General features: G+C 67.8%; 20 protein-coding genes. 10 read left to right on the top strand and 10 right to left on the bottom strand.

Going from position 1 to position 23213, the window contains the following annotated elements:
- Positions 1-27: 27 nt before the first annotated feature.
- From VARPA_RS12250 to VARPA_RS12235, 4 genes are all read left to right on the top strand, one after another.
- Positions 28-1311: an SGNH/GDSL hydrolase family protein gene (locus tag VARPA_RS12250; RefSeq protein ID WP_013540881.1), complete on the top strand. Its 1284-nt coding sequence runs from the start codon at positions 28-30 to the stop codon at positions 1309-1311.
- A 78-nt stretch (positions 1312-1389) separates the two neighbouring features.
- Positions 1390-1626 carry a hypothetical protein gene (locus tag VARPA_RS12245; RefSeq protein WP_013540880.1) on the top strand — a complete coding sequence of 79 codons (237 nt, stop codon included), beginning with the start codon at positions 1390-1392 and terminating at the stop codon, positions 1624-1626.
- 38 nt (positions 1627-1664) lie between these two features.
- Positions 1665-2270 carry an RNA 2',3'-cyclic phosphodiesterase gene (gene thpR, locus VARPA_RS12240; RefSeq protein ID WP_013540879.1) on the top strand — a complete coding sequence of 202 codons (606 nt, stop codon included), beginning with the start codon at positions 1665-1667 and terminating at the stop codon, positions 2268-2270.
- Between the two features lie 81 nt (positions 2271-2351).
- Entirely contained in the window at positions 2352-3365 is a 1014-nt protein-coding gene (locus VARPA_RS12235) for a phosphotransferase enzyme family protein (RefSeq protein WP_013540878.1), read from the top strand.
- A 14-nt stretch (positions 3366-3379) separates the two neighbouring features.
- Here the strand turns inward: VARPA_RS12235 and VARPA_RS12230 are convergent, their stop codons facing one another.
- The 4 genes from VARPA_RS12230 to imuA form a co-directional block, all read right to left on the bottom strand.
- Complete coding sequence (locus VARPA_RS12230) at positions 3380-4342, bottom strand: hypothetical protein (protein ID WP_013540877.1); 963 nt, start codon at positions 4340-4342, stop codon at positions 3380-3382.
- Between the two features lie 73 nt (positions 4343-4415).
- Entirely contained in the window at positions 4416-7772 is a 3357-nt protein-coding gene (locus tag VARPA_RS12225; protein ID WP_013540876.1) for an error-prone DNA polymerase, read from the bottom strand.
- The gene (locus VARPA_RS12220; RefSeq protein WP_013540875.1) at positions 7765-9114 is read right to left on the bottom strand and encodes a Y-family DNA polymerase; all 1350 of its coding nucleotides are present in this window, start codon (positions 9112-9114) and stop codon (positions 7765-7767) included. Before VARPA_RS12220 ends, VARPA_RS12225 begins: the two co-directional genes overlap by 8 nt.
- Positions 9083-9889: a translesion DNA synthesis-associated protein ImuA gene (imuA, locus tag VARPA_RS12215; protein WP_013540874.1), complete on the bottom strand. Its 807-nt coding sequence runs from the start codon at positions 9887-9889 to the stop codon at positions 9083-9085. Before imuA ends, VARPA_RS12220 begins: the two co-directional genes overlap by 32 nt.
- Positions 9890-9998: 109 nt before the next feature.
- Between imuA and VARPA_RS12210 the strand changes: the two genes are divergently transcribed.
- Both VARPA_RS12210 and VARPA_RS12205 read left to right on the top strand, forming a co-directional pair.
- Positions 9999-11129, top strand: a complete 1131-nt coding sequence (locus tag VARPA_RS12210; protein WP_013540873.1) for an ABC transporter substrate-binding protein — start codon at positions 9999-10001, stop codon at positions 11127-11129.
- A 170-nt stretch (positions 11130-11299) separates the two neighbouring features.
- A complete protein-coding gene (locus tag VARPA_RS12205) occupies positions 11300-12127 on the top strand; it encodes an aldo/keto reductase (protein WP_013540872.1) in 828 nt (275 codons plus the stop codon).
- 3 nt (positions 12128-12130) lie between these two features.
- Here VARPA_RS12205 and VARPA_RS12200 read toward each other — a convergent pair whose 3' ends face one another.
- Together VARPA_RS12200 and VARPA_RS12195 are read right to left on the bottom strand one after the other, a co-directional pair.
- Positions 12131-12985, bottom strand: a complete 855-nt coding sequence (locus VARPA_RS12200) for an alpha/beta fold hydrolase (protein ID WP_013540871.1) — start codon at positions 12983-12985, stop codon at positions 12131-12133.
- Positions 12982-13545 (bottom strand): cytochrome b, encoded by a 564-nt coding sequence (locus VARPA_RS12195; protein WP_013540870.1) that lies wholly within the window; start codon positions 13543-13545, stop codon positions 12982-12984. The genes VARPA_RS12200 and VARPA_RS12195 overlap by 4 nt, the downstream gene beginning before the upstream one ends.
- Positions 13546-13705: 160 nt before the next feature.
- Here VARPA_RS12195 and VARPA_RS12190 point away from each other — a divergent pair, with 160 nt between their 5' ends.
- Positions 13706-15187, top strand: coding sequence for a glycosyltransferase family 2 protein (locus tag VARPA_RS12190; protein WP_013540869.1), 1482 nt, complete (start codon positions 13706-13708; stop codon positions 15185-15187).
- 49 nt (positions 15188-15236) lie between these two features.
- Here the strand turns inward: VARPA_RS12190 and VARPA_RS12185 are convergent, their stop codons facing one another.
- Positions 15237-16079, bottom strand: a complete 843-nt coding sequence (locus tag VARPA_RS12185) for a DODA-type extradiol aromatic ring-opening family dioxygenase (protein WP_013540868.1) — start codon at positions 16077-16079, stop codon at positions 15237-15239.
- Positions 16080-16179: 100 nt separating this feature from the next.
- Between VARPA_RS12185 and VARPA_RS12180 the strand changes: the two genes are divergently transcribed.
- Positions 16180-17115 carry a LysR family transcriptional regulator gene (locus VARPA_RS12180; protein ID WP_013540867.1) on the top strand — a complete coding sequence of 312 codons (936 nt, stop codon included), beginning with the start codon at positions 16180-16182 and terminating at the stop codon, positions 17113-17115.
- Between the two features lie 71 nt (positions 17116-17186).
- A complete protein-coding gene (locus VARPA_RS12175; protein ID WP_041943534.1) occupies positions 17187-19040 on the top strand; it encodes an ABC transporter ATP-binding protein in 1854 nt (617 codons plus the stop codon).
- A gap of 15 nt (positions 19041-19055) precedes the next feature.
- On the opposite strand, the gene VARPA_RS12170 is transcribed toward VARPA_RS12175, so the two are convergent.
- The gene (locus tag VARPA_RS12170; protein ID WP_041943533.1) at positions 19056-19484 is read right to left on the bottom strand and encodes a VOC family protein; all 429 of its coding nucleotides are present in this window, start codon (positions 19482-19484) and stop codon (positions 19056-19058) included.
- Between the two features lie 92 nt (positions 19485-19576).
- Here VARPA_RS12170 and VARPA_RS12165 point away from each other — a divergent pair, with 92 nt between their 5' ends.
- Positions 19577-20158, top strand: a complete 582-nt coding sequence (locus VARPA_RS12165; RefSeq protein WP_013540864.1) for a TetR/AcrR family transcriptional regulator — start codon at positions 19577-19579, stop codon at positions 20156-20158.
- Between the two features lie 122 nt (positions 20159-20280).
- On the opposite strand, the gene tssF is transcribed toward VARPA_RS12165, so the two are convergent.
- Both tssF and tssE read right to left on the bottom strand, forming a co-directional pair.
- Complete coding sequence (gene tssF, locus VARPA_RS12160) at positions 20281-22161, bottom strand: type VI secretion system baseplate subunit TssF (protein WP_013540863.1); 1881 nt, start codon at positions 22159-22161, stop codon at positions 20281-20283.
- A 63-nt stretch (positions 22162-22224) separates the two neighbouring features.
- Positions 22225-22815: a type VI secretion system baseplate subunit TssE gene (gene tssE / locus VARPA_RS12155; RefSeq protein ID WP_013540862.1), complete on the bottom strand. Its 591-nt coding sequence runs from the start codon at positions 22813-22815 to the stop codon at positions 22225-22227.
- Between the last annotated feature and the right edge of the window lie 398 nt (positions 22816-23213).

Raw genomic sequence — 23213 nt, 5'->3', positions numbered from 1 at the left:
CCTCGCTTCACTTTCAAGGACACGAACATGCATGCATCCACCTTCGGATCGATCCTCAAGCGCGGCGCCGCGGCGCTGACCCTCGCGGGCATCACGGCCGTATCGGCAGCGCAAACCACGCCGTCCGCACGCACGTACTGGAGCCCCAGCTGGATGGTCAGCACCCAGCCCATCTGGGGCGGCGACTTCGTGCTGCCGAGCGGCCTGCCCTTCCAATTCAACCGGCAGACCATTCGCCAGGTGGCACGGCTGAGCATCGGCGGCGCGAAGCTGCGCGTGGTGATCAGCAACGAAGGCGGCACGGCGCCGCTGTACATCGGCGCGGCGCGCGTGGCGCGGCATGGCGAGGGCTCGGCCATCGTCGAAGGCACCGACCGCGCGGTGCGCTTCGGCGGGCAGGCCGAGGTGACCGTGCCGCCGGGTGCGCGGCTGGTCAGCGATCCGGTCGACCTGCCGTTGCCCGCGCTCAGCGAGGTCGCGGTGTCGCTCTATCTGCCGAAGCCCAGCCAGCCCGCGGGCTTTCATTTCGATGCGCGCGAGACAGCGTATGTCGCAGGCGGCGACCTGACCGGCGCCGCGCAGATGCCCGCTGCGGCATCGCAATGGAGCACGCGCGTCTACGTCAGCGGCCTCGTCGTCGAAACGCCCGCGCCGCCGGCCACCGTCGTTGCGCTGGGCGATTCGATTACCGACGGCAACGGTTCCACGCCCGGCGCCAACACGCGCTGGCCCGATGCGCTGGCCGAGCGCCTGGCCCCGCGCGGCGTCGGCGTGCTGAACGCCGGCATCTCCGGCGGCCGGTTGATGAAGGACGGCATGGGCCGCGCCGGCCTCGAGCGCGCGGGGCGCGACGTGTTCGCGCAGCCGGGCGTGCGCGCCGTGATCGTGCTGCTGGGCACCAACGACATCGGCTGGCCCGGCGGCCCCTTCGCGCCGCAGGAGCCGGCGATGCGCGCGGAAGAGCTGATCCTGGGCTTCCGCCAGTTGATCGCGATGGCACGCGCCCACAACGTGCGCATCGTGGCCGGCACGATCACGCCCAACGAACGCGGGCTGGAAGGCACCGCGCTCGAAGGCCATCACTCGCCCGAGAAGGACAAGGTGCGCCAGGCCGTGAACCGCTGGATTCGCGAAAGTGGCGCGTTCGACGCGGTGGTCGATTTCGATGCGCTGCTGCGCGATCCGGCCCGGCCGATCCGCCTGAAGGCGGCGATGGATTCGGGCGACCATTTGCATCCGGGCGACGCCGGCTACGAGGCGATGGCGGCGGCCATCGACCTCGACGCGCTGCTCGGCAGCGACCCCCGATAGGCTGCAAATATACTGTACATAGATACAGTGTTTTCTCTAGAATAGATCGTCTCCAAGAGCAACATTCGAGGCGACTCCATGACCACCGCCAATCCGCCTGCGCCCTCGGCGCAGGTGCTTTTTTTCTCCTCTTCTCTCGCCCGGCTGCACCCGATGCAGCCGCGCCAACGGGCAGGCCGCCTCTCGACCTGGCCCTTTCGCGTGGTCCGGGAACACGGCCACGGCGACAGCAGCAATGAAATGGATGACGTCCGCGTTCAGGCGGCGCGCGTCATCCGGACGACGGCCGCGCATTGGTGGCCGTCGGAATCCTGAACCCGCCTTTTCATCCGTCTTTCTCCAGGAGAACTGCAATGGACGATTTCAACCGTGGCGACCATCTTCCGGACGACCCGGAACCCGACTGGGACTCCCCTTCTTTCGACAGGCAACGGCACCTGCTCATCGCGCTGTTTCCCGAACCCGATGTGCAAGCGGCCATCGAAACGCACCGCAAGGACTGGATCTGGCCCAAGGGCCATTACTTTCCTCGCAGCCCGCGACTGCACTTGACGCTCCACTGTTTCGGCGACCAGCCCCAGGCTGTCGAAAAGCGCCTATGCGAAGCGCTCGCCCAGGTCCGGGTGCAGCCCATGAATCTCGTGCTGGACAGCTCACGCACATGGCGCAACGACATCGCGGTGCTGCAGCCCGCCGAGCACGGCGCCTTGCGCACGCTGCATGCGGACATCGGCCGTGCGGTACGGCAGGCGGGCATTTCCACGGAAACGCCGACCTTCACGCCGCACATCACCATCGCCCGGCGAACCGAAGGCGCTGCCTACCCGATGCGCCTGCCGCCGATCCCCTGGCGCGTGAGGAAATTCCTGCTCGTACGCTCGTTCACTTCGCATCCGGTCGAGCACCAGGTGCTGGCCACCTACGAAGCTGACGAAGACGACGAAGAAGACGGCGTCTGACACAGGGAAGTCAGCTTTCGTGGCCTTATCGGGTGAGACAATTTTCGGCGCCCATCGAACGAACGCCCATCACACCCCTGCATGCTGACACCACCCGATATCGCCCACGACGCCATTCACAAGTGCCTCGCCGAAACCTACGGCCTCCAGGCGACACACGCTGAATTCCTTCCGCTGGGCGCAGATGTTCACTCCGCGGTCTTCCGGGTACAGGCGAACGACGGCACGGCGTACTTCCTGAAGCTGCGCAGCGGCGATTTCGACAAGACGGCCGTTGCCGTGCCCGCCTTTCTCCATCACGACAAAGGCATCGCTGCGGTGATGGCACCGTTGCCGACAACGGACCGTCAACTCAGCGTGCAGCGCCAGGGCTTCGACTGGATGCTCTATCCCTTCTTCGAAGGCCAGAACGGATTCGAGCGAGCCCCGACAGCCGTGCAGTGGACCGCCCTCGGTGCCGCACTGGGCGCAGTTCACCGCACCGAACTGCCACCCGCATTGCTCGCAGGCATCCCCAAGGAAAGCTACGCGCACCGCTGGCGCGAAGGCGTCAGGCGCTACCAGCGCCGCTTCATCAACGGCTTCGTGGGCGACGCGATCGTCCAGCGCTTCCACGCTTTCTGGGCGCAGCACGACGAGGAGATGGACACGCTGGTCTATCGCAGCGAGCAACTTGCGTCGATCCTGCTGGAGAAGGCATTGCCGCAGGTCGTGTGCCATGCCGACATCCACGCGGGCAATGTGCTTTTGGGCGATGGCGACCGGCTGGCCATCGTCGATTGGGACACGCTCGTTCTCGCGCCGAAAGAGCGCGACCTGATGTTCGTCGGCGGCGGTGTCGGCCACGTGTGGAACCAGCCGGAGGAAGAGGCACAGTTCTACCGGGGCTACGGCGCCGCGGAGATCGATTCGGTCGCGCTCGCCTACTACCGCCACGAGCGCATCGTGCGCGACATCCTGGAGATCAGCGACCAGGTGTTCGATGCGTCCGCAAGCACCGAAGACCGCGAAGAAGCCATGCGCCAGATGGCGAGCCAGTTCCAGCCCGGCGACGTGGTCGCCATTGCGCACCAGAGCTACGAAGCAGTCACTTGAGCCAGCGCTGATTGCTAGATCAGCATGTCCTGCACATCCTCGTCGAAGCCCGCGATCGGCTGCGCCTTGGCCAGCGCCAGCCAGACTGCGAACGGCATGCGCTCGATCGGCCGATGCACCGCGGCGCGCGCCACCACGAGGCGCTCGCCTTCGAGCACCAGCACGCCGCACTCCGCCGGAACTTCCTCGGGCGTGGCGATGCAGCGGCCGCGCGCGTCGTTGCCCAGCACGTACCAGCACTCGCCGCCCAAGTCGAGGTAGGCCGCGCGCTTGTCGGGCTTGCGCAGGTCGCCCAGCAGGTCGGCGCGGCTGACCTTCACCTCGTGGACGATGGGGTGCGCATAGGCCTCGACGCTGGTGTTGCGAATCGAAAACACATCGGGCCGCGCCATGCACCAGCGCGGCTTGCCGCCCTCTTCCAGTGCCGGCAGGCGCGCGCGCAGGCCGAGGCCGCGCCATGCGATGCGCCCGCCGCGCGTCATCTCGCGCGCCACGCGTTCGACCAGCGCCTCGTGCGGCGTCAGCGCCGCGCGGTTGATGGTGAGCGTGGTCGCGATGCGGGCGATGCCGGCGTCGGTCACGCGCAGGGTCTCGTGGCCATGCGATGTGCGCACGCGTTCGAGGAATCCGCCGGCCAGCAGCTCGACCTCGATGGCGTCGCAGCACGGCCAGCCGGCCGAGCGGTAGATCTCGCGCAGGCGCCGCGCGTGCAGCTTGCCGAAGGGCACCGTGGCGGTCGCGTCTGCCGTTTCGGCCACTGCCGTTGCCGTTGCTGTCGCACCTGCGGTCTGCATCGGCGGCGGCTCGACCACCGGCGGTGGAAATCCCGGGTCGGTGACCGGCGGGACGACTGGCGGCGGATCGCCTTCGGGTGGTGGCGGGGGCGGTGGCTGCGGCACCGGATTCGGCACGTCCGGCGCGGGCGGCGGCGGACCGATCGGCGTGGCAACGAGGGGGTCGAGTGCGAGTGCGGACATGGGAACAGGTTAGCGAAAAGTCATGGGGCGCGCGAGGCGTGGAACGATCGGTTTCATTCGCGAATGGACGCGATCAATGGAAATCCCGGCTGGTGTTGCTCTGCGCGAGCCGCCCCATGAGCGGCGTCAGATCCTTGAAGCCGGTGGCGACCAGGTGTTGCACCTTGCCGCCGCTGTCGTCGTCGCGCTGCCAGGTGCCCTGCACCGCGAGCAGGTGCGACTTCAAAAGCGGCTCGCGCCACGCGTCGATGACGTGGCTCCAGACGATCACGTTGACGTTGCCGGTCTCGTCCTCCAGAGTGACGAAGATGGTGCCGTTGGCCGTTCCGGGCCGCTGCCGGCCCTTCACGATGCCGCAGGCGCGCACGGTGCGGCCGGTGGGCTGCGCGCGCAGCTCCTCCGCGCTCATGAGCTTCATGCGCGAAAGGCGCGGGCGCAGCAGCGCGAGCGGATGGCGGCGCAGCGTGAGGCCGAGCGATGCGTAGTCGCCGACGATCTCCTCGCCCTCGGGCGCCGCGGGCAGCAGCAGCACCTGCTCGTTGATCGGCACGCCCTTGAGCAAGGCCGGCGAGCGGCGCTGCGCGGTGGCGTCCCACACCTGCTGGCGGCGATGGCCCGAGAGCGACATCAGCGCATCGGCCGCGGCGAGCGCGGCCATGTCCTTGCCGTCGAGTTCGGCGCGCAGGGCGAGGTCTTCGGTGCTGGTGAAGGGCGATTGAGCGCGCGCTTTCAGCAGGCGCTCCACGCCCTCCTTGGAGAGGCCTGAAATGCGGTTCAGCCCGAGCCGCACCGCAGGCTGGTTCTCGTTGCCCAGGCGCTCGGCGTAGCGCGCGTCGGTGCTTGGTGGCATGCGCGGTGCATCGGGGGCGCGGGCCTCGAGCGTGGTGTCGAAATCGCTGTGCGTGACATCGACCGGGCGAACCTCGACGCCGTGCCTGCGCGCGTCCTGCACCAGTTGCGAGGGGCTGTAGAAGCCCATGGGTTGCGAGTCGAGCAATGCGGCGAGGAAGCACGCGGGTTCGTAGTTCTTGAGCCAGCTGCTCACGGTGACCAGCAGCGCGAAGCTCGCGGCGTGGCTCTCGGGGAAACCGTAGTCGCCGAAGCCGAGGATCTGCTTGAAGATGGCTTCGGCGAATTCCCTCGGGTACTCGTTGTCCACCATCCCATTCACGAGCTTCGCGTGAAACTTGTCGAGGCCGCCCTTGCGCTTCCACGCCGCCATGGCACGACGCAACTGGTCGGCTTCGTCGGCGCTGAACCTGGCCGCAATCATGGCGATCTGCATCACCTGCTCCTGGAAGATCGGAATGCCCAGCGTGCGTTCCAGCGCCTCGCGCAACTCGTCTTTCTCGTAGTGGATCGGCAAGCCCTTGGCCACCCGCTCGCGCTGCTTGAGATACGGATGCACCATGCCGCCCTGAATGGGCCCGGGCCGCACGATCGCCACCTCGATCACCAGGTCTTCGTAACAGCGCGGCTTCAGGCGCGGCAGCATCGACATCTGCGCCCTGCTCTCGATCTGGAAGACGCCCACCGTATCGGCGTCGCAGATCATGTCGAACACCTTCTGGTCGTCGTGGGGAACATCGTGCATCTGCACCATCGAGCCCCGCCAGCGGTTCATGTGATCGAGCCCGCGGCGAATGGCGCTCAGCATGCCGAGCGCGAGCACGTCGACCTTGAGCATGCCCATGGCTTCGAGGTCGTCCTTTTCCCACTGGATGACGGAGCGGTCTTTCATCGACGCCTTCTCGACCGGCACCAGCCGCGTGAGCTTGGTGTGGGTGAGCACGAAACCACCGACGTGCTGGCTCAGGTGCCGCGGAAAGCCCTTGAGCCGCTGCGTCAGCTCGATCCACTGGACGAGCTTGAATTCGTCCTCCTTCACGCCGACGCGCGCGCACGCGGCATTCAACTGTTCGCCGAGCACGGCATCGTCGAACCAGTAGTGGTCCTTGGCGAATTCATCGACCAATCGCTCGTCGATGCCGATGGCCTTGCCCACGTCGCGCAACGCACTGCGCGAGCGATAGCAGATGACGACGGCGGCGATGGCGGCGCGCTCGCGGCCGTATTTCTCGTAGATGTACTGGATGACTTCTTCGCGGCGCTGGTGTTCGAAATCGACGTCGATGTCGGGCGGCTCGTGACGATGGCGACTCAGGAAGCGCTCGAACAGCAGGTGGCTTTTTTCGGGGGAGATCGCGGTGATCCCGAGGCAATAGCAGACGACGGAATTGGCCGACGACCCGCGCCCCTGACAAAGAATTTTCTGCGACTTTGCAAAGCGCACGATGTCTTCCACGGTGAGAAAGAACATCTCGTATTCGAGCTCGCGGATCAGGTCCAGCTCTTTGTGCAGTTGCGCACGCACCGCATCGGGAATGCCGCCTGGATATCGCTCCTGCGCCCCTGCCCATGTCTTGCGCGCCAGCGTCTGCGTCGCCGTCTCGTTGCTGCCCAGCATTTCCAGCGGGTATTTGTAGTTGTCGCGAATGACCTTCGGATCGAACCTGCACCGCTCTGCCACCACCAGCGTGTTCGCCAGCATTTCGGGCAGATAAAGCTCCGCCAATCGCACCCGCTGCCGCAGATGCCGCTCCGCATTCGACTGCAGCGCAAAGCCGCACTCGGCGACGGTCTTGCCTTCGCGCACGGCCGTCAGCACGTCGTGCAATGGCTTGCGGCTGCGCGCATGCATGTGCACATCGCCGGCCGCCACGAGCGGCACGCCGGTCTGCTCGCTCGCCTGCATCAGCGTGACGAACCAGAGGTCGTCGTCGAGTTCGTTGAGCATTTCCACCGCCAGCCAGAGGTTGCCTGCATACAGCGCCTTGGCGGCCAGCAGGTCTTCGTGCAGCGTGGCGACATCCACTGCGCCGCCGGACTCGCGATGCGGCACGAAGAGCACCTGGCAGTTCTGCAGCGAAGCGACGTCGCTGTCTTCCCAGCTCACGCGGTACTCGCCCTTGGGCAGCTCGGTGTTGCGCGCGGCGGTGATGAATTCGCAGAGATTGCCCCAGCCCTCGGTGTCGTTCGCGATCACCACGAGCCTGAAGCGCTCGAAGCGGAACTCGCTGCCGAACAGCAGGCGAAACGTGAGGTTGCGCGGGATCGGCGGTTCTTCGGGATGCTCGCGTTCGTATTCGTCGAGCGTGTGCTCCATGTCGCGCCTGCAGACGTATGCCCGCACGATGCCGGCCACCGAGCATTCATCGGTGATCGCCAGCGCCGCATACCCCAGTTGGTAGGCGCGCTCGACCACTTCTTCCGGCGTCGATGCGCCGCGCTGGAAGCTGAAGTTGGTCAGGCAGTGCAGCTCGGCATAGTCCGGCAACGCCGCCACGGTGTGCTTGCGCAACGGCACCGGCAGCGCATGCACCTTGGCAGGCTGGCGCTTGCGCTCTTCCTTGGCACTCAGTTCAGGCATAGAACCCCTGCAGGTACCAGCGCACTTCGCCCGAAGAAAACAGCGCCGAGTGCCGCTCACGAAAGACCCACACCAGCCCGGCTTCAGGGCTTTCGGCCACGTAGTAGTCGCGCATGGCAGGTTGACCACCGTCTTCCTTGCCGCCCCACCAGCCGGCCTCGACGCGCTGCGGGCCGACCAGCTTGCTCAGCGGGCCGCGATAGCACGGGCGCTCGCCGTCCATCTCGAGCAACAAGGGTTCGGGCAGCAGCCACGGCGGATAGATCGCATCGGGCTGCGAGGCTGCGGCTTTCGCTTCCTTGCGCGCCTTGCCGGGCGCGGCCTTGTCCTTCTGCAGCGCGGGCCGCCATGCCTGCTTGCGCTCGGGCCGGTGATCGGCCTCGGCGCAGGGCACCACCACCTGATGCGCGCCGAGCCGCACGCTCAGGCGCTCGACCATCTCGTGCAGCTTGTCGCCCTTGCGGTTGTCCTCGGGCAGAAAACTCGTGCTGGCGCCGGCCCACGGATCGGTTTCGAGCGTGCGGAGCTTGAGCCAGCTCGCGGGCGCCGCGAGCGTGGTGAGGGCGAGCTTTTCGGACAGCAGGCGGCGCAGGTGCGCGAGGTCCTGCGTGGGCTCGGCGGTGCGCACGGTGACCTGCTGGTGCGGCGGCAGGTTCACGCCGTTGAAGCGCTTGAGGTCGAGCGTCCACTGCAGCTCGAGCGCGCGAGCGCCGCGCTGGCGGGCGCGCAGCCAGATCTGCAGCGCCGAGAGCAAACGGTTGGCCGCCCACATGAGTTCGGGCGCAGTCTCGGCGAGCGCGGGCAGTTCCAGCTTCTGTTCGAACACGTCGGGCAGCGTGAGCCAGTCGTGCCCCTCGGGGCGCAGGCCCCAGGCCCTGTCGAGCGCTGTGCGCAGCTCGGTGCCGAAGCGCCGCGTGAGGCCGCCGCGCGGCAAGGCGGCCACCTCGCCCCAGGTGCGGCAGCCCAGGCGCGCGAGCAGGTCGAGGTGCGGGCGGGCGGCGGTGAGCGTGTCCAGCGGCAGGCCGGCCGGCATGTCCTTCGGGCGCTCTTCCTGCCGTTCGAACAGCCGCAGCCGCGCGAGCGCGATCAGGCTCGTGGCGCCCTGCGCGCCGAGCATGCGCACATCGGGCGCGGGGTTCGCGGCGACCAGTTGCCGCATCAACTGGAGCCGACCGCCCCAGAGGCGCTCGCAGGCCGAGACTTCGAGCATGAGCGCCTCGTCCTGCCAGGCGACGTGCGGCGTGTATTCCAGCGCCCACCAGCCCAGCGCTTCGGGCGTGGGCAACTGCGGTGCGTCGGGCGCGTCGGAGTCAAGCGACCACCGCAATGCGATCCAGTGCATTGGGGCCTCCTTTCCACGCGTCGATGCGCACCACGGTCGCGGACGTTGCCGTGTCGCCGACCAGCACCGTGCCCTGCTGCTGCAGCCGCAGCTTGCGCCGCAGCCGGGCGGCGACCAGCAATGCCGTCATGCGCTCGTTGCGCGCCGGCAGCATCACCGGCGCGGCCAGCGGCGGACCGCGGCGCTTGAGGATGTGCAGTTCGATCTGCGACGCATCGGCCTCGCAGGTCTCCACCTGCAAACGAAGCCGCGCGGGCGAAGCGCCCCGCGCGGCCGACTCGGGCCGGCACACGAAGAGCATCACGTCATGCTGCGCGGCCGCCAGTTGCAGCCGCCGCAATTCGCCCACCCGCGCCTGCGGCAGCCAAGCCAGCACGGCGGCCACGTCCGCGCAGCGCAGCGCCTGCTCGCAGGCCCACAGGCGCGCGGGTGGCGCATCGCTCTTGATCCACATCAGCGCCTCCACCGGCAGCCCCTGCGCCGCGAGAGACGGCCCGCAGGGCTCGTAGGGCGCGCCGATCAGCACGACCGGCCCGCCGCGCGCCTCCACCGCCTGCGCCAGCGCGGGCAGCAGCAGCCGCCAGACATGCGCTTCGGGCGCGCTTTGCAGCAGCTCCGTCATCGCTCCGACCGGCCAGCCGCCGCCGGGCAACTCGGCGTCGAGCGCGGCGTGGCCGGTCGCGACGACCTGCGCGTCGGCCAGGCCGAGTTCGTCGGCATGCCAGACGCCACGGCCCGCGGCGGCGGAAAAGGAGTCGAGGAAAGGGAGGCCCATGATCGGAGTTTTAACTGTATTTTTATACAGTATTTCCTGAGCCGCAACCGGAGATCGATTTACTCGGAGGACTTCGCCCCTTAAGATTAATTGTTAACAGTTTGTGACCATGACACACAAAAAGATTCAATTCCTGACTTCGGCCTTTGCCGCCTTCGTTCTCGGACTGTCTGCTTCGGCACATGCGCAGACCGGCAAACCCCTGCTGATCGGCCAAACCTTCGTGCAGACCGGCCCGCTCGCGTCGCTCTCGACCGAGCCGCTGGTCGGCATCCGTGCCATGTTCACCACGCTGAACGCGAACGGCGGCATCAACGGCCGGCCGGTCGAACTGCGCCAGCTCGACGATGCCTACGACCCCGCCAAGGGCGCCGAGAACGTCAAGACCTTCGCCAAGGACGGCGCCATCGGCGTGCTGATGCCCATTGGCACCTCGTCGGCAGTCGGTGCGATCAAGGCGGCCAACGAACTGAAGATTCCGGTGGTCGGCGCGTACACAGGCGCGGGCCCGGTCGTGAAATTCACCGACTACGGCTTTCCGGTGCGCATCAGCTTCGACGAGGAATACAGCCGCATCGTGAACCACCTGTTCACCATCGGCCTCTCGCGCATCGCCTTCGCGCACAACGACAACCCCGGCGCGCGCTCGGCGATGGAAAGCACGCAGAAGTTCATTGCCGAACGCGGCGACAAGATGGTGGGCAGCGTGGCGATCAAGAACGACGGCTCCGACGCGGCCGAGCGCGCCGCCGAGCTGGTCAAGCTCAAGCCCAAGGCAGTGGTGCTGTCGGCCACCAACGACGTGGCGGCCAAGTTCATCACGGCGTACCGCGCGGCGGGCGGCGAGACCGCCTTCTATTCGTTCTCTTTCCTCAACGGCCAGAAGCTCTTCCAGGACATCAAGAAGGACGCGGCCGGCGTCGTCATCTCGCAGGTCGTGCCCTACCCGTGGAACAGCGCGATGCCCGTCATCGCCGAGTACCAGGCGGCGATGAAGAAGATCGGTGTGAACGAATTCGGCTACGCGAGCCTGGAGGGCTATGTCGCGGCCAAGGTCATGGTCGAGGGCCTGAAGCGCGCGGGCGCGAACCCGACGCCCGAGTCGCTGCAAAAGGGCCTGGAGTCGTTCAAGACGCTGGACATCGGTGGCATCGCCGTTTCGTACCGCCCCGGCGAGCACCGCGGGCTGACCTTCTCCGAGCTGTCGATGCTCAAGGCCGACGGGCGCTACCTGCGCTGAGGGCTTCCGGTCCAACGCCTGTCGGGCGCAGAATTTCGTTCGTGACGCCTCGCACGAACGCACCCCAGCTTCCCGCGCTCACGCGCGCCCGACTGCTTCGCCTGGGTGCGGCCCTGTGCGCGGGCGCCGCGCTCCCCTCCTTCGCCCAGCAGCAACCAGGCAGGCCCGCGATGCAGATGACCACCCGCCCCATTCCCTCCACGAAGGAAGCCCTGCCGGTCGTCGGCTGCGGCACCTGGATAGGCTTCGACCAGCGCCCCGGCACCGACGAGTACAAGCGCCTGCCCGGTGTGCTCGAGGCGCTCTTCGCGGCCGGCGGCACGCTGATCGACAGCTCGCCGATGTACGGCCGCTCCGAGGAAACGACCGGCGAACTTCTGGCTGCCGCCAAGCCACGCGCCAAACCCTTCCTCGCCACCAAGGTCTGGACCTCGGGCCGCGAGGCCGGCATCGCGCAGATGGAGCATTCGTTCGCGCGGCTGCGCACCAAACAGATCGACCTGATGCAGGTACACAACCTCGTCGACTGGCGCACCCACCTCGCCACCCTGCGCGGCTGGAAGGAACAAGGCCGCGTGCGCTACATCGGCATCACGCACTACACCGCCTCGGCCTACGACGAGGTCGAGGCCGTGCTGCGCGCCGAGAAGCTCGACTTCCTGCAGATCAACTATTCGCTCGACGCGCGCGAGGCCGAAGAGCGCCTGCTGCCGCTCGCGGCCGAACGCGGCGTGGCGGTGATCGTCAACATGCCCTTCGGCGGTGGCGGTTTGCTGCGGCGACTGCGCGACAAGCCGCTGCCCGCCTGGGCCGGCGAGATCGGCTGCACGAGCTGGGCGCAGGTGCTGCTGAAATTCGTGCTGAGCCATCCGGCCGTGACCTGCACGATTCCCGGCACGAGCCGCGCCGAGCACATGGCCGACAACGCCGCGGCCGGCAGAGGCACCTTTCCCGATGCTGCCTTCTGGCGCCGGCATGCCGGCGAACTTCACCTCTGACGTTCAGCCGAAGAACTTCAAGAGCCGCGCGTTGGTCTCGGCGGCGCGCTCGTACTGCACCCAGTGCCCCGCGCCGTCGATCACCACGCCTTCGCGGTTCGGTCCTTCGCTCGCGAGCTGCGCCACCAGCGGACGCGGATCGGCCGTGACGTCGTACTCGCCCCAGAGCAGCAGCGTCGGCAGGCCCAGCGTGTCGAGCGCCTTGCGAAGGCCGCCGGCTTGCGACACCTCCTTGCTGCGAAAGCGCGTGCCGTGGCAGGAGATGTCGTGGATCTCGAAGGCCAGCGGATCGATGGCCGCGGTGTCGTGCAGCATCAGCGCGCCGAGGTTGTGCAAGAGCGCGGCGCGCTCGGCCTCGCGGTCGGGGGCGGCGCGCCAGTTGATCATCTGCGCCGTCATGCGGCGCAGCGTGCCGTGGCCGCCGCTGCCCAGCAGCGCGAGCTTGCGGACCGCGCCGCGCTGCACCGCGAAGCGCGCCGCGGTGAGGCCGCCGAAAGAGAAGCCGCCCAGGTCGATGGGCGTGCCCGCGCCGACGAGCGCATCGAGCGTGCCGCCGAGCGCCTTGAGCAACGGCAGCAGCGAGTCTTCGCCGGGCGCCACGCGCGGCAACGCATCGGAATCGTGGAAGCCCGGCATGTCGGGCAGGAGCAGCGTGCGTTCGGCCGAGAGCGCTTCGGCATTGCGCAGCCAGTGCATCCAGCTGCCGTGGCCGCCGTGCAGCAGCACGATGGGCGGCTGGGTGGTGTCGGTGCCGAAGCGCCGCCACCGCACGCGCACGCCTTCGTGCACGGGGTCGTGGTGGGTGGAAAGTGCGTCGATGCGCGCAATGCGCTCGGCGGGGTTCGGGGTATCGGTCATGGGAGCATCCGCTGGAGTTCGGCTTCGCCGTCGAAGAACTGGTGCTTCAGCGCGCCCAGCACATGCAGGGCGAAAAGCACATAGAACACGTAGCCGGCCCAGGTGTGCACGCCGCCCAGCACCGTGTGCCAGGTTTCCTTCAGTACCGGCTCGATGCTCGAGATCCATCCGATGCGCGGCCATTCGAACAGGCCGAAGAGTTGCATGGGGTGCGTGGCCGCGTCTTTCCAGGCCGAATCGTGCATCCAGCCCGACAGCGGCAGCAGGATCATCAAGAGGTAGAGCACGCCGTGCGCGGCATGCGCGCCGAAGCGTTCGATGCGCCCGTAGGAGCCGGGCATGGCCGGCGGCCGGTGCGTCGCACGCCACAGGAGTCGCAGGATCACCAGCCCCAGCACCGTGATGCCGGTCGACTTGTGGGTGTCGATGGCTGGGCGCACCCACTCGTCGGGGTAGTAATTCACCAGCAGGATCAGCGCGATGTTCAGCGCCATGAGCAGCGCGATCGCCCAGTGCAGCACGATGGCGGTGCGGGTGTAGCGGTTTTCTTGTTTGGGCATGCGGGGAATTTTCGGGGCTGGGCGCACTCAGTCTTCGGCACGCCCGATTGTCCCGGCATTGCGCTGGACCTTCCCGCCTCCTTGAAACCACTGGTCGGGTTCTTGCGTATCCGGTTCGCCGCCGACCACGCTCGGCCTCGTCAGTTTTCCCGGCTTTGTCTTGAACGATTCACTCCAACGCGCCTTCGAGGCCGCATCGCCGCGGCTTTCCCCGCCCGCCACGCCGCTGCGAAGCTGGCTGATCCATGGCGGCGTGCTGGCGCTCTGGGCGCTGCTGTTCGCGATGGCGTTTCGCATCGGCAACGTGCGGGCCTGGTCGGTGGGCGTGGCCTATGTGCTGTACGACACCGTGCTGCTGCTGTTCGTGGGCTGGAAGACCTTGCCCATCCTGCGGTCGCTGCGGCCGCCCGCCGATGCCGCTGCCGCCGGAGGCGACGCGCGCCGCACCACGCTGGGCGTGATCGTCGCCTCGCACAACGAGGCCGCGGTGCTGCCGGTCACGCTCGCCGCGCTGCTCGGGCAGGACGACCGGCCCGATCGCATCGTGATCGCGGACGACGGCTCCACCGACGCCACCGCCGATCTGCTCGCCGCACGCTACGGCCTCGCGGCGCCCGCGCCGGGCGCGCTGAGCGAGGCGAGCACCCTGCACCCGGGCCTCTACTGGCTGCGCCTGCCCCATGGCGGCAAGGCGGTGGCGCTCAATGCGGCCATGCTGTGCATCGACACCGACACCGTGCTCACCGTGGACGGCGACACGCTGCTCGACAAGGGAGCCATCGGCGCGGTGCGCCGCGCATTCGCCGCCGAGCCGAACCTGGTGGCCGCCACCGGCGTCATCACGCCCGTGTGCAGCCGCACGCTGGCCGGGCGCTGCTTCCAGTGGTTCCAGACCTACGAGTACATCCGCAACTTCCTCTCGCGCTATGCGTGGATGCGGGTCAACGGGCTGCTCTTGATCTCGGGCGCCTTTGCCGGCTTCCGGCTCGACGCGGTGCGCGCGGTGGGCGGCTTCGACACCGACTGCCTGGTCGAGGACTACGAACTCATCCACCGGCTGCACCGCCACGCCCAGGCGCACGGCCTTGCATGGACGGTGCGTGTGCTCGGCGACGCGCAGGCCCACACCGACGCGCCAAGCAGCACAGGGGCGTTCCTGCGGCAGCGCCGCCGCTGGTTCGGCGGCTTTTTGCAAACGCAGTACTGGTACCGCGCGATGGTGGGCGACCGGCGCTACGGCTGGCTGGGCACGCTGATGCTGCCGGTCAAAGCCGTCGATACGCTGCAGCCGCTCTACGGGCTGGCCGCCTTCGGGCTCTTGCTGGTGTACCTGGTGCGCGGCGACTTCGGCGTGCTCGCGCCGGTGGCGGGAGTGATCGGCGCGAAGATCGTGCTCGATCTGGCCTTCCACTTGTGGTCGGTGCACCTGTACCGGCGCTGGGTCGGCCGCCCCGGCGAAGCCCACATGGCCCAGGCCTTCCTGGCCGCGCTGGTGGAGCCCTTCACCTTCCAGATCCTGCGGCACACCGGCGCCGCGTGGGGCTGGTGGACCTTCCTGACCGGCCGCGGCACCTGGGGGAAGCAGACCCGCGTCGGGCTGGTCGATGCCGAGGGAGCCGTGCGCCACGAGCCCCGGCCTTGATTTCCCCGGCAACCCCTCTCGCCCTGGCGACGCGAGTTCTCGCGTTCCCTCAGACCGCGCCGAAGCGGTAGCTCGACACCACGAGCCCGCCCATGAAGGCGTCCTCGTGGTACACGCGCTCGCCGGCATCGCCCTCGGCCGCGCCGACCGCGACCATCAGCGGAATCAGGTGCTCCTCGCGCGGATGCGCCATGCGCGCGGCGGGCGCCGCCTCCCAGTTCTGCAGATGCCCAGCGCGCTCGGCAGGCGCGCCCTTCACCACCGCCGCATCGAGCCAATCGTCGAAGGCTTTCGACACGCCGTGCGCCTGCGGGCCGAAGTTGCGCAGGTTGTGATAGCTCAAGCCGCTGCCGACGATCAGCACGTCCTCGTCGCGCAGCGGCGCGAGCGCACGGCCCAGCGCCAGGTGCTCCGCCGGATCGAGCCCGCGGCGCAGCGACAACTGCACCACCGGCACATCGGCCTTCGGATAGATCGCGGCCATCGGCGAGAACATGCCGTGGTCGTAGCCGCGCTCGGAGTCGATCTGCACCGGCAGGCCGGCCGCAGCGATGAGCGACTGCACGCGCTGCGCGAGCTCGGGCGAGCCGGGCGCGTCGTAGCGGACTTCATAGGTATGGGGCGGGAAGCCGCCGTAGTCGTAAATCATCGGCGGCTTCGGGTTGCCCTGCACCGTGAAAGCCGGGGCCTCCCAGTGCGCCGACACCATGAGGATGGCCTTGGGCGTGCGGCCGATCTGGCGCGGCATGTCGGCGAGCGAGGCGGCCAGCTGGTCGTAGGTGGCGCCCATCTCCTTCTTCATCCAGGGCCACGGACCGCCGCCGTGGGAGATGAAGTACGTCGGGAGGCGCGAGGTGGGCGAGGTGGGCGATGTGGTGTTGTCGTGGGTCAAGTCGATGCTCCTTCAAAGCGTTGGATCGACTGTAGACATTTCCTTTAAAGAAATCGACCGGCTACGATGCATCGAATCATTTCTCCATAGGAAACCATCGATGGACCGCATGACCAGCCTGCGCGTGTTTCGAGAGGTCGTCGAGGCCGGCAGTTTCACGGCCGCCGCCGGGCGGCTCGCGATGTCACCGCCCATGGCGAGCAAGCATGTGGCGCAGCTCGAGAAGTCGCTCGGCGCGCGGCTCCTGCACCGCTCCAGCCGCCACCTGAGCCTGACCGAAGCCGGCACCGCCTGGTACGAGCAGAGTCGCCGCGCGCTCGACCTGCTCGATGCCGCCGAAGCCGCCATCGGCCAGACGAGCGAGGCGCCGCGCGGCCAGCTCAAGGTGAGCGCGCCGGTGTGGTGTGCCACGCCGCGTTTCGCGCGCGTGCTCGCCGACTACCGCGAGCGCTTTCCGGAAGTGCTGGTCGACATGCACCTGGAGAACCGCAAGGTCGACCTCGCGGCCGACGGCTACGACCTCGCGTTGCGCGCCACGCAGGAGCCCTCGCCCGCGTTGATCGCGCGGCCGCTGTGCCGTGTGCCTTTTCACCTGGCGGGCACGCCCGATTACCTGAAGCGCATGGGCGGCTGCCCCGCGCTGCCCGCCGACCTGTCGCGGCTCGGCGCGATCGTGCCGAGCTACGTGAACCTGGACAACCTCGCGCTCAAGGGGCCGGGCGGGCGGATGCTGCCGCTGCGCCTCACACCCGCGATGCGCTCGGACGACACCACCCTCACGCTGCACGCGGTGCATGCGGGCATGGGCATCGCGTTCATGCCGCTGTGGCTCATCGACGACGACCTCGCCGAGGGCCGCCTCGTGCGGCTGCTGCCGGACTACGAAGCCCAGCCCGTCACGCTCTTCGCCGTGTACACCAGCCGGCAGTACATGGCGCCCAAGCTGCGTACTTTCATCGACTTCCTGGGCGAGCGGCTCGGCGCGCTGGAACCAAAGGCAACGCCACAGGCCGCCGCGAAACCGCGCAAGAAATAGCCAACGCACCTTTTCAGGGCAAGGTCATGCCGGCGCGGCTAAAGTCCACGGCTCTCTGGGAGATCGTGTCCTTGTTCCGCTTCTTCGAAAAACTCCTCCACCCCTACCCCGCCGCCGAACCGCCATTGCCGCCGCAAGGCTTCTTCGCCTTCCTGTGGGCCTGCACGCACGGCGTGCGCGGCAAGATCGCCGCGATGGCGGTGCTCACGGCCGTCATGTCGATCTTCGAGGCGGCGCTGTTCGCCATCCTCGGGCGCGTGGTCGACTGGCTCGGCGGCCAGGTGCCCTCGCGGCTGTGGACCGAGCGCGGCGATGCGCTGATGTGGATGGCCGCGGTGCTGGTGGTCAGCATCTTGGTGGTCGCGCTGCAGACCATCGTGAAGCACCAGACGCTGGCGGTGAACCTGCCGATGCGCCTGCGCTGGAACTTCCACCGGCTGATGCTGGGCCAGAGCATGGCCTTCTACCAGGACGAGTTCGCGGGCCGCATCACGGCCAAGGTGATGCAGACCGCGCTCGCGGTGCGCGACACCATCTTCGTGCTGGCCGACGTGCTGGTGGCCATGGGCGTGTATGTCGCGACCATGATCATCCTGGTGGGCGTGCTCGATGCGCAGCTGGTGTGGCCCTTCGTCATCTGGCTCGCGCTCTACATCGGCGCGCTCGCGTACTTCGTGCCGCGCCTGGGCAAAGTCGGCAAGGCGCAGGCCGATGCACGCGCGCTCATGACCGGCCGCGTGACCGACGCCTACACCAACATCGCGACCGTCAAGCTCTTCTCGTACACGCAGCGCGAGGCGGGCTTTGCGCGCGATGCGATGCGCGAATTCATGAAGACCGGCTACGGCCAGATGCGCCTGGTGAGCGCCTTCGAAATCGTCAACCACACGCTGAGCATGGGCCTCACCGCCGGCATGGCGGGCACTGCCCTGTGGCTCTGGTCGCACGGCACGGTGGGCGTGGGCGCGGTGGCTGCGGCCACCGCGATGGCGCTGCGGCTGCAGGGCATGTCGCACTGGATCATGTGGGAGATGACCAGCCTGTTCGAGAACATCGGCACGGTGCAGGACGGCATGAAGACGCTGTCGCGCCCGCGCACCGTGCTGGATGCGGCAGACGCCTCGGTACTCGACGTGCCGCGCGGCGAAGTGCGCTTCGAGAACGCGAGCTTCCGCTACGCCGATGCGGGCCGCCGCGTCATCGACAGCCTCAACCTCACGGTGAAACCCGGCGAGAAGATCGGCCTGGTCGGCCGTTCGGGTGCCGGCAAGTCGACGCTGGTGAACCTGCTGCTGCGCTTTCACGACCTGGAGAGCGGCCGCATCCTCATCGACGGGCAGGACATCGCGCACGTCACGCAGGACTCGCTGCGCAGCCACATCGGCATGGTCACGCAGGACACCTCGCTCATGCACCGCTCGGTGGCCGACAACATCGCCTACGGCCGGCCCGATGCGGCGCATGCGCAGATCGAGGCAGCGGCCAAACGCGCCGAGGCGCACGACTTCATCCAGACGCTGGGCGATGCGAGCGGCCGGCGCGGCTACGAGGCACACGTGGGCGAGCGCGGCGTGAAGCTCTCGGGCGGCCAGCGGCAACGCGTGGCGATTGCGCGCGTGATGCTGAAGGACGCGCCGATCCTCTTGCTCGACGAGGCGACCAGCGCGCTCGACTCCGAAGTGGAAGCAGCCATCCAGCAAAGCCTCTACACGCTGATGGAAGGCAAGACCGTGATCGCCATTGCGCACCGGCTCTCGACCATCGCGGCGATGGACCGGCTGATCGTGCTGGACGAAGGCCGCGTGGTGGAAGAAGGCGACCACCGCACGCTGATGGCGCAGGGTGGCCTCTATGCGCGCTTGTGGGCGCACCAGAGCGGCGGCTTCCTGGGCGACAGCCTGGAAGACGAGGCCCTGGGGGCCTGACGGAAGTCAGGTCGATCAGCCAGGCAAGGCGCCCGCCTCGTACTGCGCCGCGAACTCCCCGCTCGGCGGGATCGGCTTGATGATGTCGATCAGCACCCCGTTCGGGTCGCGTGTGATGAAGTGGCGCTGGCCGAAGGCCTCGTCGCGCAGCGGCAGGAGGATCGGCAGGCCTACCGCCTTCAGCCGGTCGTGCACGGCGTCGGGGTCGTCCACCTCGAAGTTCAGCAGCAGCCCGCCCACCACCTGGCCGCGTGCGGGCTCGGGAATGGTCTCGTGGCGGCCGTCGAGCACGGCCAGGTTCACCGAAGGCTCGCCTTCAAGCTGCAGGTGCACATACCAGTCGCTGGTGAAGAGCGGCACGAAACCGAAGTGCGATTGGTAGAAGGCGGCGGTGCCGGCCACGTCCCCGGTCATGACGACGGGGTAGTAGCTCGTGACTTTCATGGGAAGCATGGGACAGGTCCTTTCATAAAACATACAGACTGTACGTACGTTAAATACTAACCTACAGACAGCCTGCATGTAAATTACCCGCCATGGCTACCAACCGCGAACGCACCGAAAGCACCCAGCTCGCACTGATCGAAGCCGCCCGCGCGCTCTTCGTCAGCAAGGGCTACGGCGACACCTCCACCCCTGAAATCGCATCGGCCGCGGGCATCACGCGCGGCGCGCTGTACCACCACTTCGCGGACAAGCGCGACCTGTTCCGGCAGGTGCTGGCGCGCGAGGCGATGGCGGTCGCGGCCGACATCGAAGCCGCCGCCCCCGAGCAACTGGGGCCGCGCGAGGCGCTGCTCCAGGGCAGCGAGGCTTACCTGGACGCCATGACCGTGCCGGGCCGCACGCGGCTCTTGCTGGTCGATGGCCCTGCGGTGCTGGGCATGGCCGAAGCCATGGCGATAGACGATGCCAACGCGGCGCAGTCGCTGCGCGAAGGCCTGAAACGCGCCGGCATGGGACGCCGCGAGGTCTCGGTCGATGCGCTGTCGCAGTTGCTGTCGGCCGCCTTCGACCGCGCGGCGCTGGAGATCGATGCGGGCGCCGACGCCAAGGAAGTCCGCGCCGCCATGCGCTGGCTGGTCGAGCAGGCGCTGGGGCCTGTCAAGAAACGCTGACCAGTCCTCACTCGAACGGACCATCGATCCACAAAAACCGTTCGGGCTGAGCTTGTCGAAGCCTTGCGCAGCGCTTCGACAAGCTCAGCGTGAACGGTTTTATCTTTTCGAACGCACCGGTATCAGACGATCCCACGCCCGCCCATGCGCACGGGCCACTTGGCCACCGTGCCGCGCTGCATCGATTCGAGCGTCGTCTGCGTGAACACGTTGATGCTCACGTGCCGCGCGAGGTAGTGCTCCAGCACCAGCCCCAGCAGATATGGGCTCGTGCCCGAGAAGCCTTCTTCGTCCACGCTCAAGGTGCACTGCACGCCGCGCCCGTAGATCAACGGCCCCGAGCCCGGCAGGCGCCGCGTCACCGGCTCGATGCGCGAGCCCACGAGGCTGTCGATCTGCCGGCGAAGCACGTCGCTGTCGGCCGACACGAACAGCCGCAGCATGTCGCGCAAAGCCTGCGCGCCTTCGCGGTGCGGCATGTCGGCCAGCGGCAGGTGGTTGAAGCCGAGTTGGCGAATCAGCCGCCACGCGATTTCGCGCTGCGCGAAGGGCGACTTCGGAATGCTCGGCGGGCGGATCAGGCCCACCGCAGACACCGGGATCGAATCGGACACCGCGAGATCCGAATGACCGTTGCGCGGCACCAGGCACGGCAGGTCGCGGTTCGTGAGCATCGCCTTCACCGACAGGTAGCGCAAGCTCTCCGGATACGGCGCCTCGTGCTGGTCGACCAGCGAAAGAAACACCTCGGTGCCGATGTACGGCGTGCGCGTCCCGTACTTGCGCGATGTGTCGGAGGCGAGCCGCTGCTCGCGGCGCACCGAGAAGTAGCGGCCGTGGTTGCCTTCGTCTTCATTGAGCGTCTGGTAGAGCGGGCGGAACTCCAGCTCGGCCGTGGTCTGCGCCTGCTGGCCCGCGATGCGCTGGACCGAATAGACCTCGAAATCGAGCGGCCGCGAGCGGTCGGGCACCAGGTGGAACTCAGGCTGCGCCGCATTGAGTTCGACGCGGTCGGTGCGCCGCTCGAAGAGGTTGACGACCGGCGTGCTGAAGAGCGCGAACTGCCCGGCGTCGACCAGGGCACCCAGCGACCTCGGCGGCTTGCTCAACAGGACGAGGATCTCGATCTCCTTGCCCTGCGCCCGCGCAAGCCCCGGCGCCAGCTGGGTCAGCGTGAAGAAATAGAAGCGCTCGGGGCACGCGAAGTATTCGTGCAGCAGGTTGTGGCCGTGAAAGGTGTTCCACGCCAGCGGCAGCAGCCCCTGCCCCGGCGCGAGTCCTTCGTGCACCAGCGCCCCGTCGGTCACCACATGCGGCCGCTCCATCAGCTTGCCCGGTTCGCCGACGAAGGTGGCGACCGCCGAGGTGTGCAGCAGCTCGAACAGATGCGAAGCCACATGCTCGTTGCCACGCAGGTAGATCGGCAGCCGGTCGAGCCCGACCAGCGCGCCGAAGCCCATCTCGCCCACCGTGCGCAAGCGCAAACGCAGCGCGCCCGTCACCTGCACGTGCGGCGGCAGGTAGCGCTCCAGCGCGGGGATGTCGGGCGGCGCGCCGGTGAGCTTGGCATCGACGATCTCGATGGGCCACAGCGTCACGTCCTGGCTGGAGCGGAACTCGCACGGCGTTTCCTCGCCCGCCGGCACGCGCGCATGGAAGGCCGTGCCGCGCGGCACCACGAAGCCGCGCGTGAAGTCGCCCTCCTTCACGCTGGGGTGCAATTGCGCCACCGCCATCGACGGCGTGGGACTCAGGTAGTTGGGGTACAGCACTTCGAGCAGCCGCTGCGTGAAGCGCGGGAACTCCGCGTCCAGCTTGATCTGCATGCGCGCCGAGAGAAAACTGAACGACTCGATCAGCCGCTCCACATACGGGTCGGCCACCTCGATGCCGTGCATGCCCAGGCGCTTCGCGATCTTGGGGTGCGAGGCAGCGAACTCGCTAGCGGCCTCGCGCATGTAGACCAGTTCCTTGTTGTAGTAGTCGAGCAGTTGCGGGTCCATGTCGATGTGTTCTCCCTGAATGAAATTGTTGGTGGTTGTGCGGTGTGCTGTGGTGATGAAGGCTCACCGCGCCGAAGAGATCACGCGCATGCGGTTGGTCTCCAGATCGACCGCGCTCTGCACGGTGAAGGCCAGCGGATATGGCCGAAGGTGAATCAGCGCCCGAATCTCGAACAGCAGCACGTTGTATTCACCCGCCGCGCCGCCCTCCTTCATCAGCGGCACGACCGTCACCGTCTCGGGAATCAGGCGCGGCTCGTAGTCCTGGATGGCGCGGCGGATGATGCGTTCGATGTCCGCCCACCGGCGCTCCGACAGGTAGCTGCCCGCCAGCGGCGGCACACCGAAGTTGATGGTTGAGGACGCCGCTTCGGCATGCCGCGAGCGGTCGATCAGGTCTTCGGCGTTGGTGGTGTTGAGCAGGTAGGCCAGGTCGCGCTGCACGATGTCGCGCATCTGCGCGGGCGTGACGGCGTACTCGGAGGGCAGCTCGCTGGTGCGGCTCGGGGCCTCGTCGCGCAGGCGGTCGAACAGCGTGGGGAGCAATTGCGCATTGGGATGCGCCGCCGGGGCATCGGCCGGCCGGAGGGAGCGGGCCCCGGGGTGTGCGGGATGGGAGCCGGTGAAGGGAGAAGACTGCTCGGCAGGTCGCATGGCTGGGCCTTTCTGGAAGGGCCAGAGTCTTGCGTGGATGCGGACGGCGCATTGCAAACAATGGTCACATCTGCCCGCACGCGCTGACAAAGCCGCGCAAAGCGGGGATTTGTCGTCAGCGGCGCGCTTTGCGAGTCCTACAGGACAGGCCGCCCCTCGCCGACATCACCCATCGCGCCGAAGTCCCATCCTTGATTCATCCCAATCAACGAGGAGCCCTCGCGTGAATTCCATCATCTACATCGTCGGTCTGGTCGTGGTCGTTGTTGCCGTGCTGTCGTTCTTCGGCTTGCGCTGAGAACGCGCCGCGCTTTTTCGACCTGACAACCCGTGGAGAACGGGGCCGCATGCGGCCCCGTTTCTCATGGGCGCTCACAGGGCGGCGGGCATAATTCCCG

This window comes from Variovorax paradoxus EPS, from assembly GCF_000184745.1.
GTDB lineage: Bacteria > Pseudomonadota > Gammaproteobacteria > Burkholderiales > Burkholderiaceae_C > Variovorax > Variovorax paradoxus_C.
Note: the sequence above shows the minus strand (reverse complement) of the source record. Positions and strands in the feature narration are given on the sequence as shown.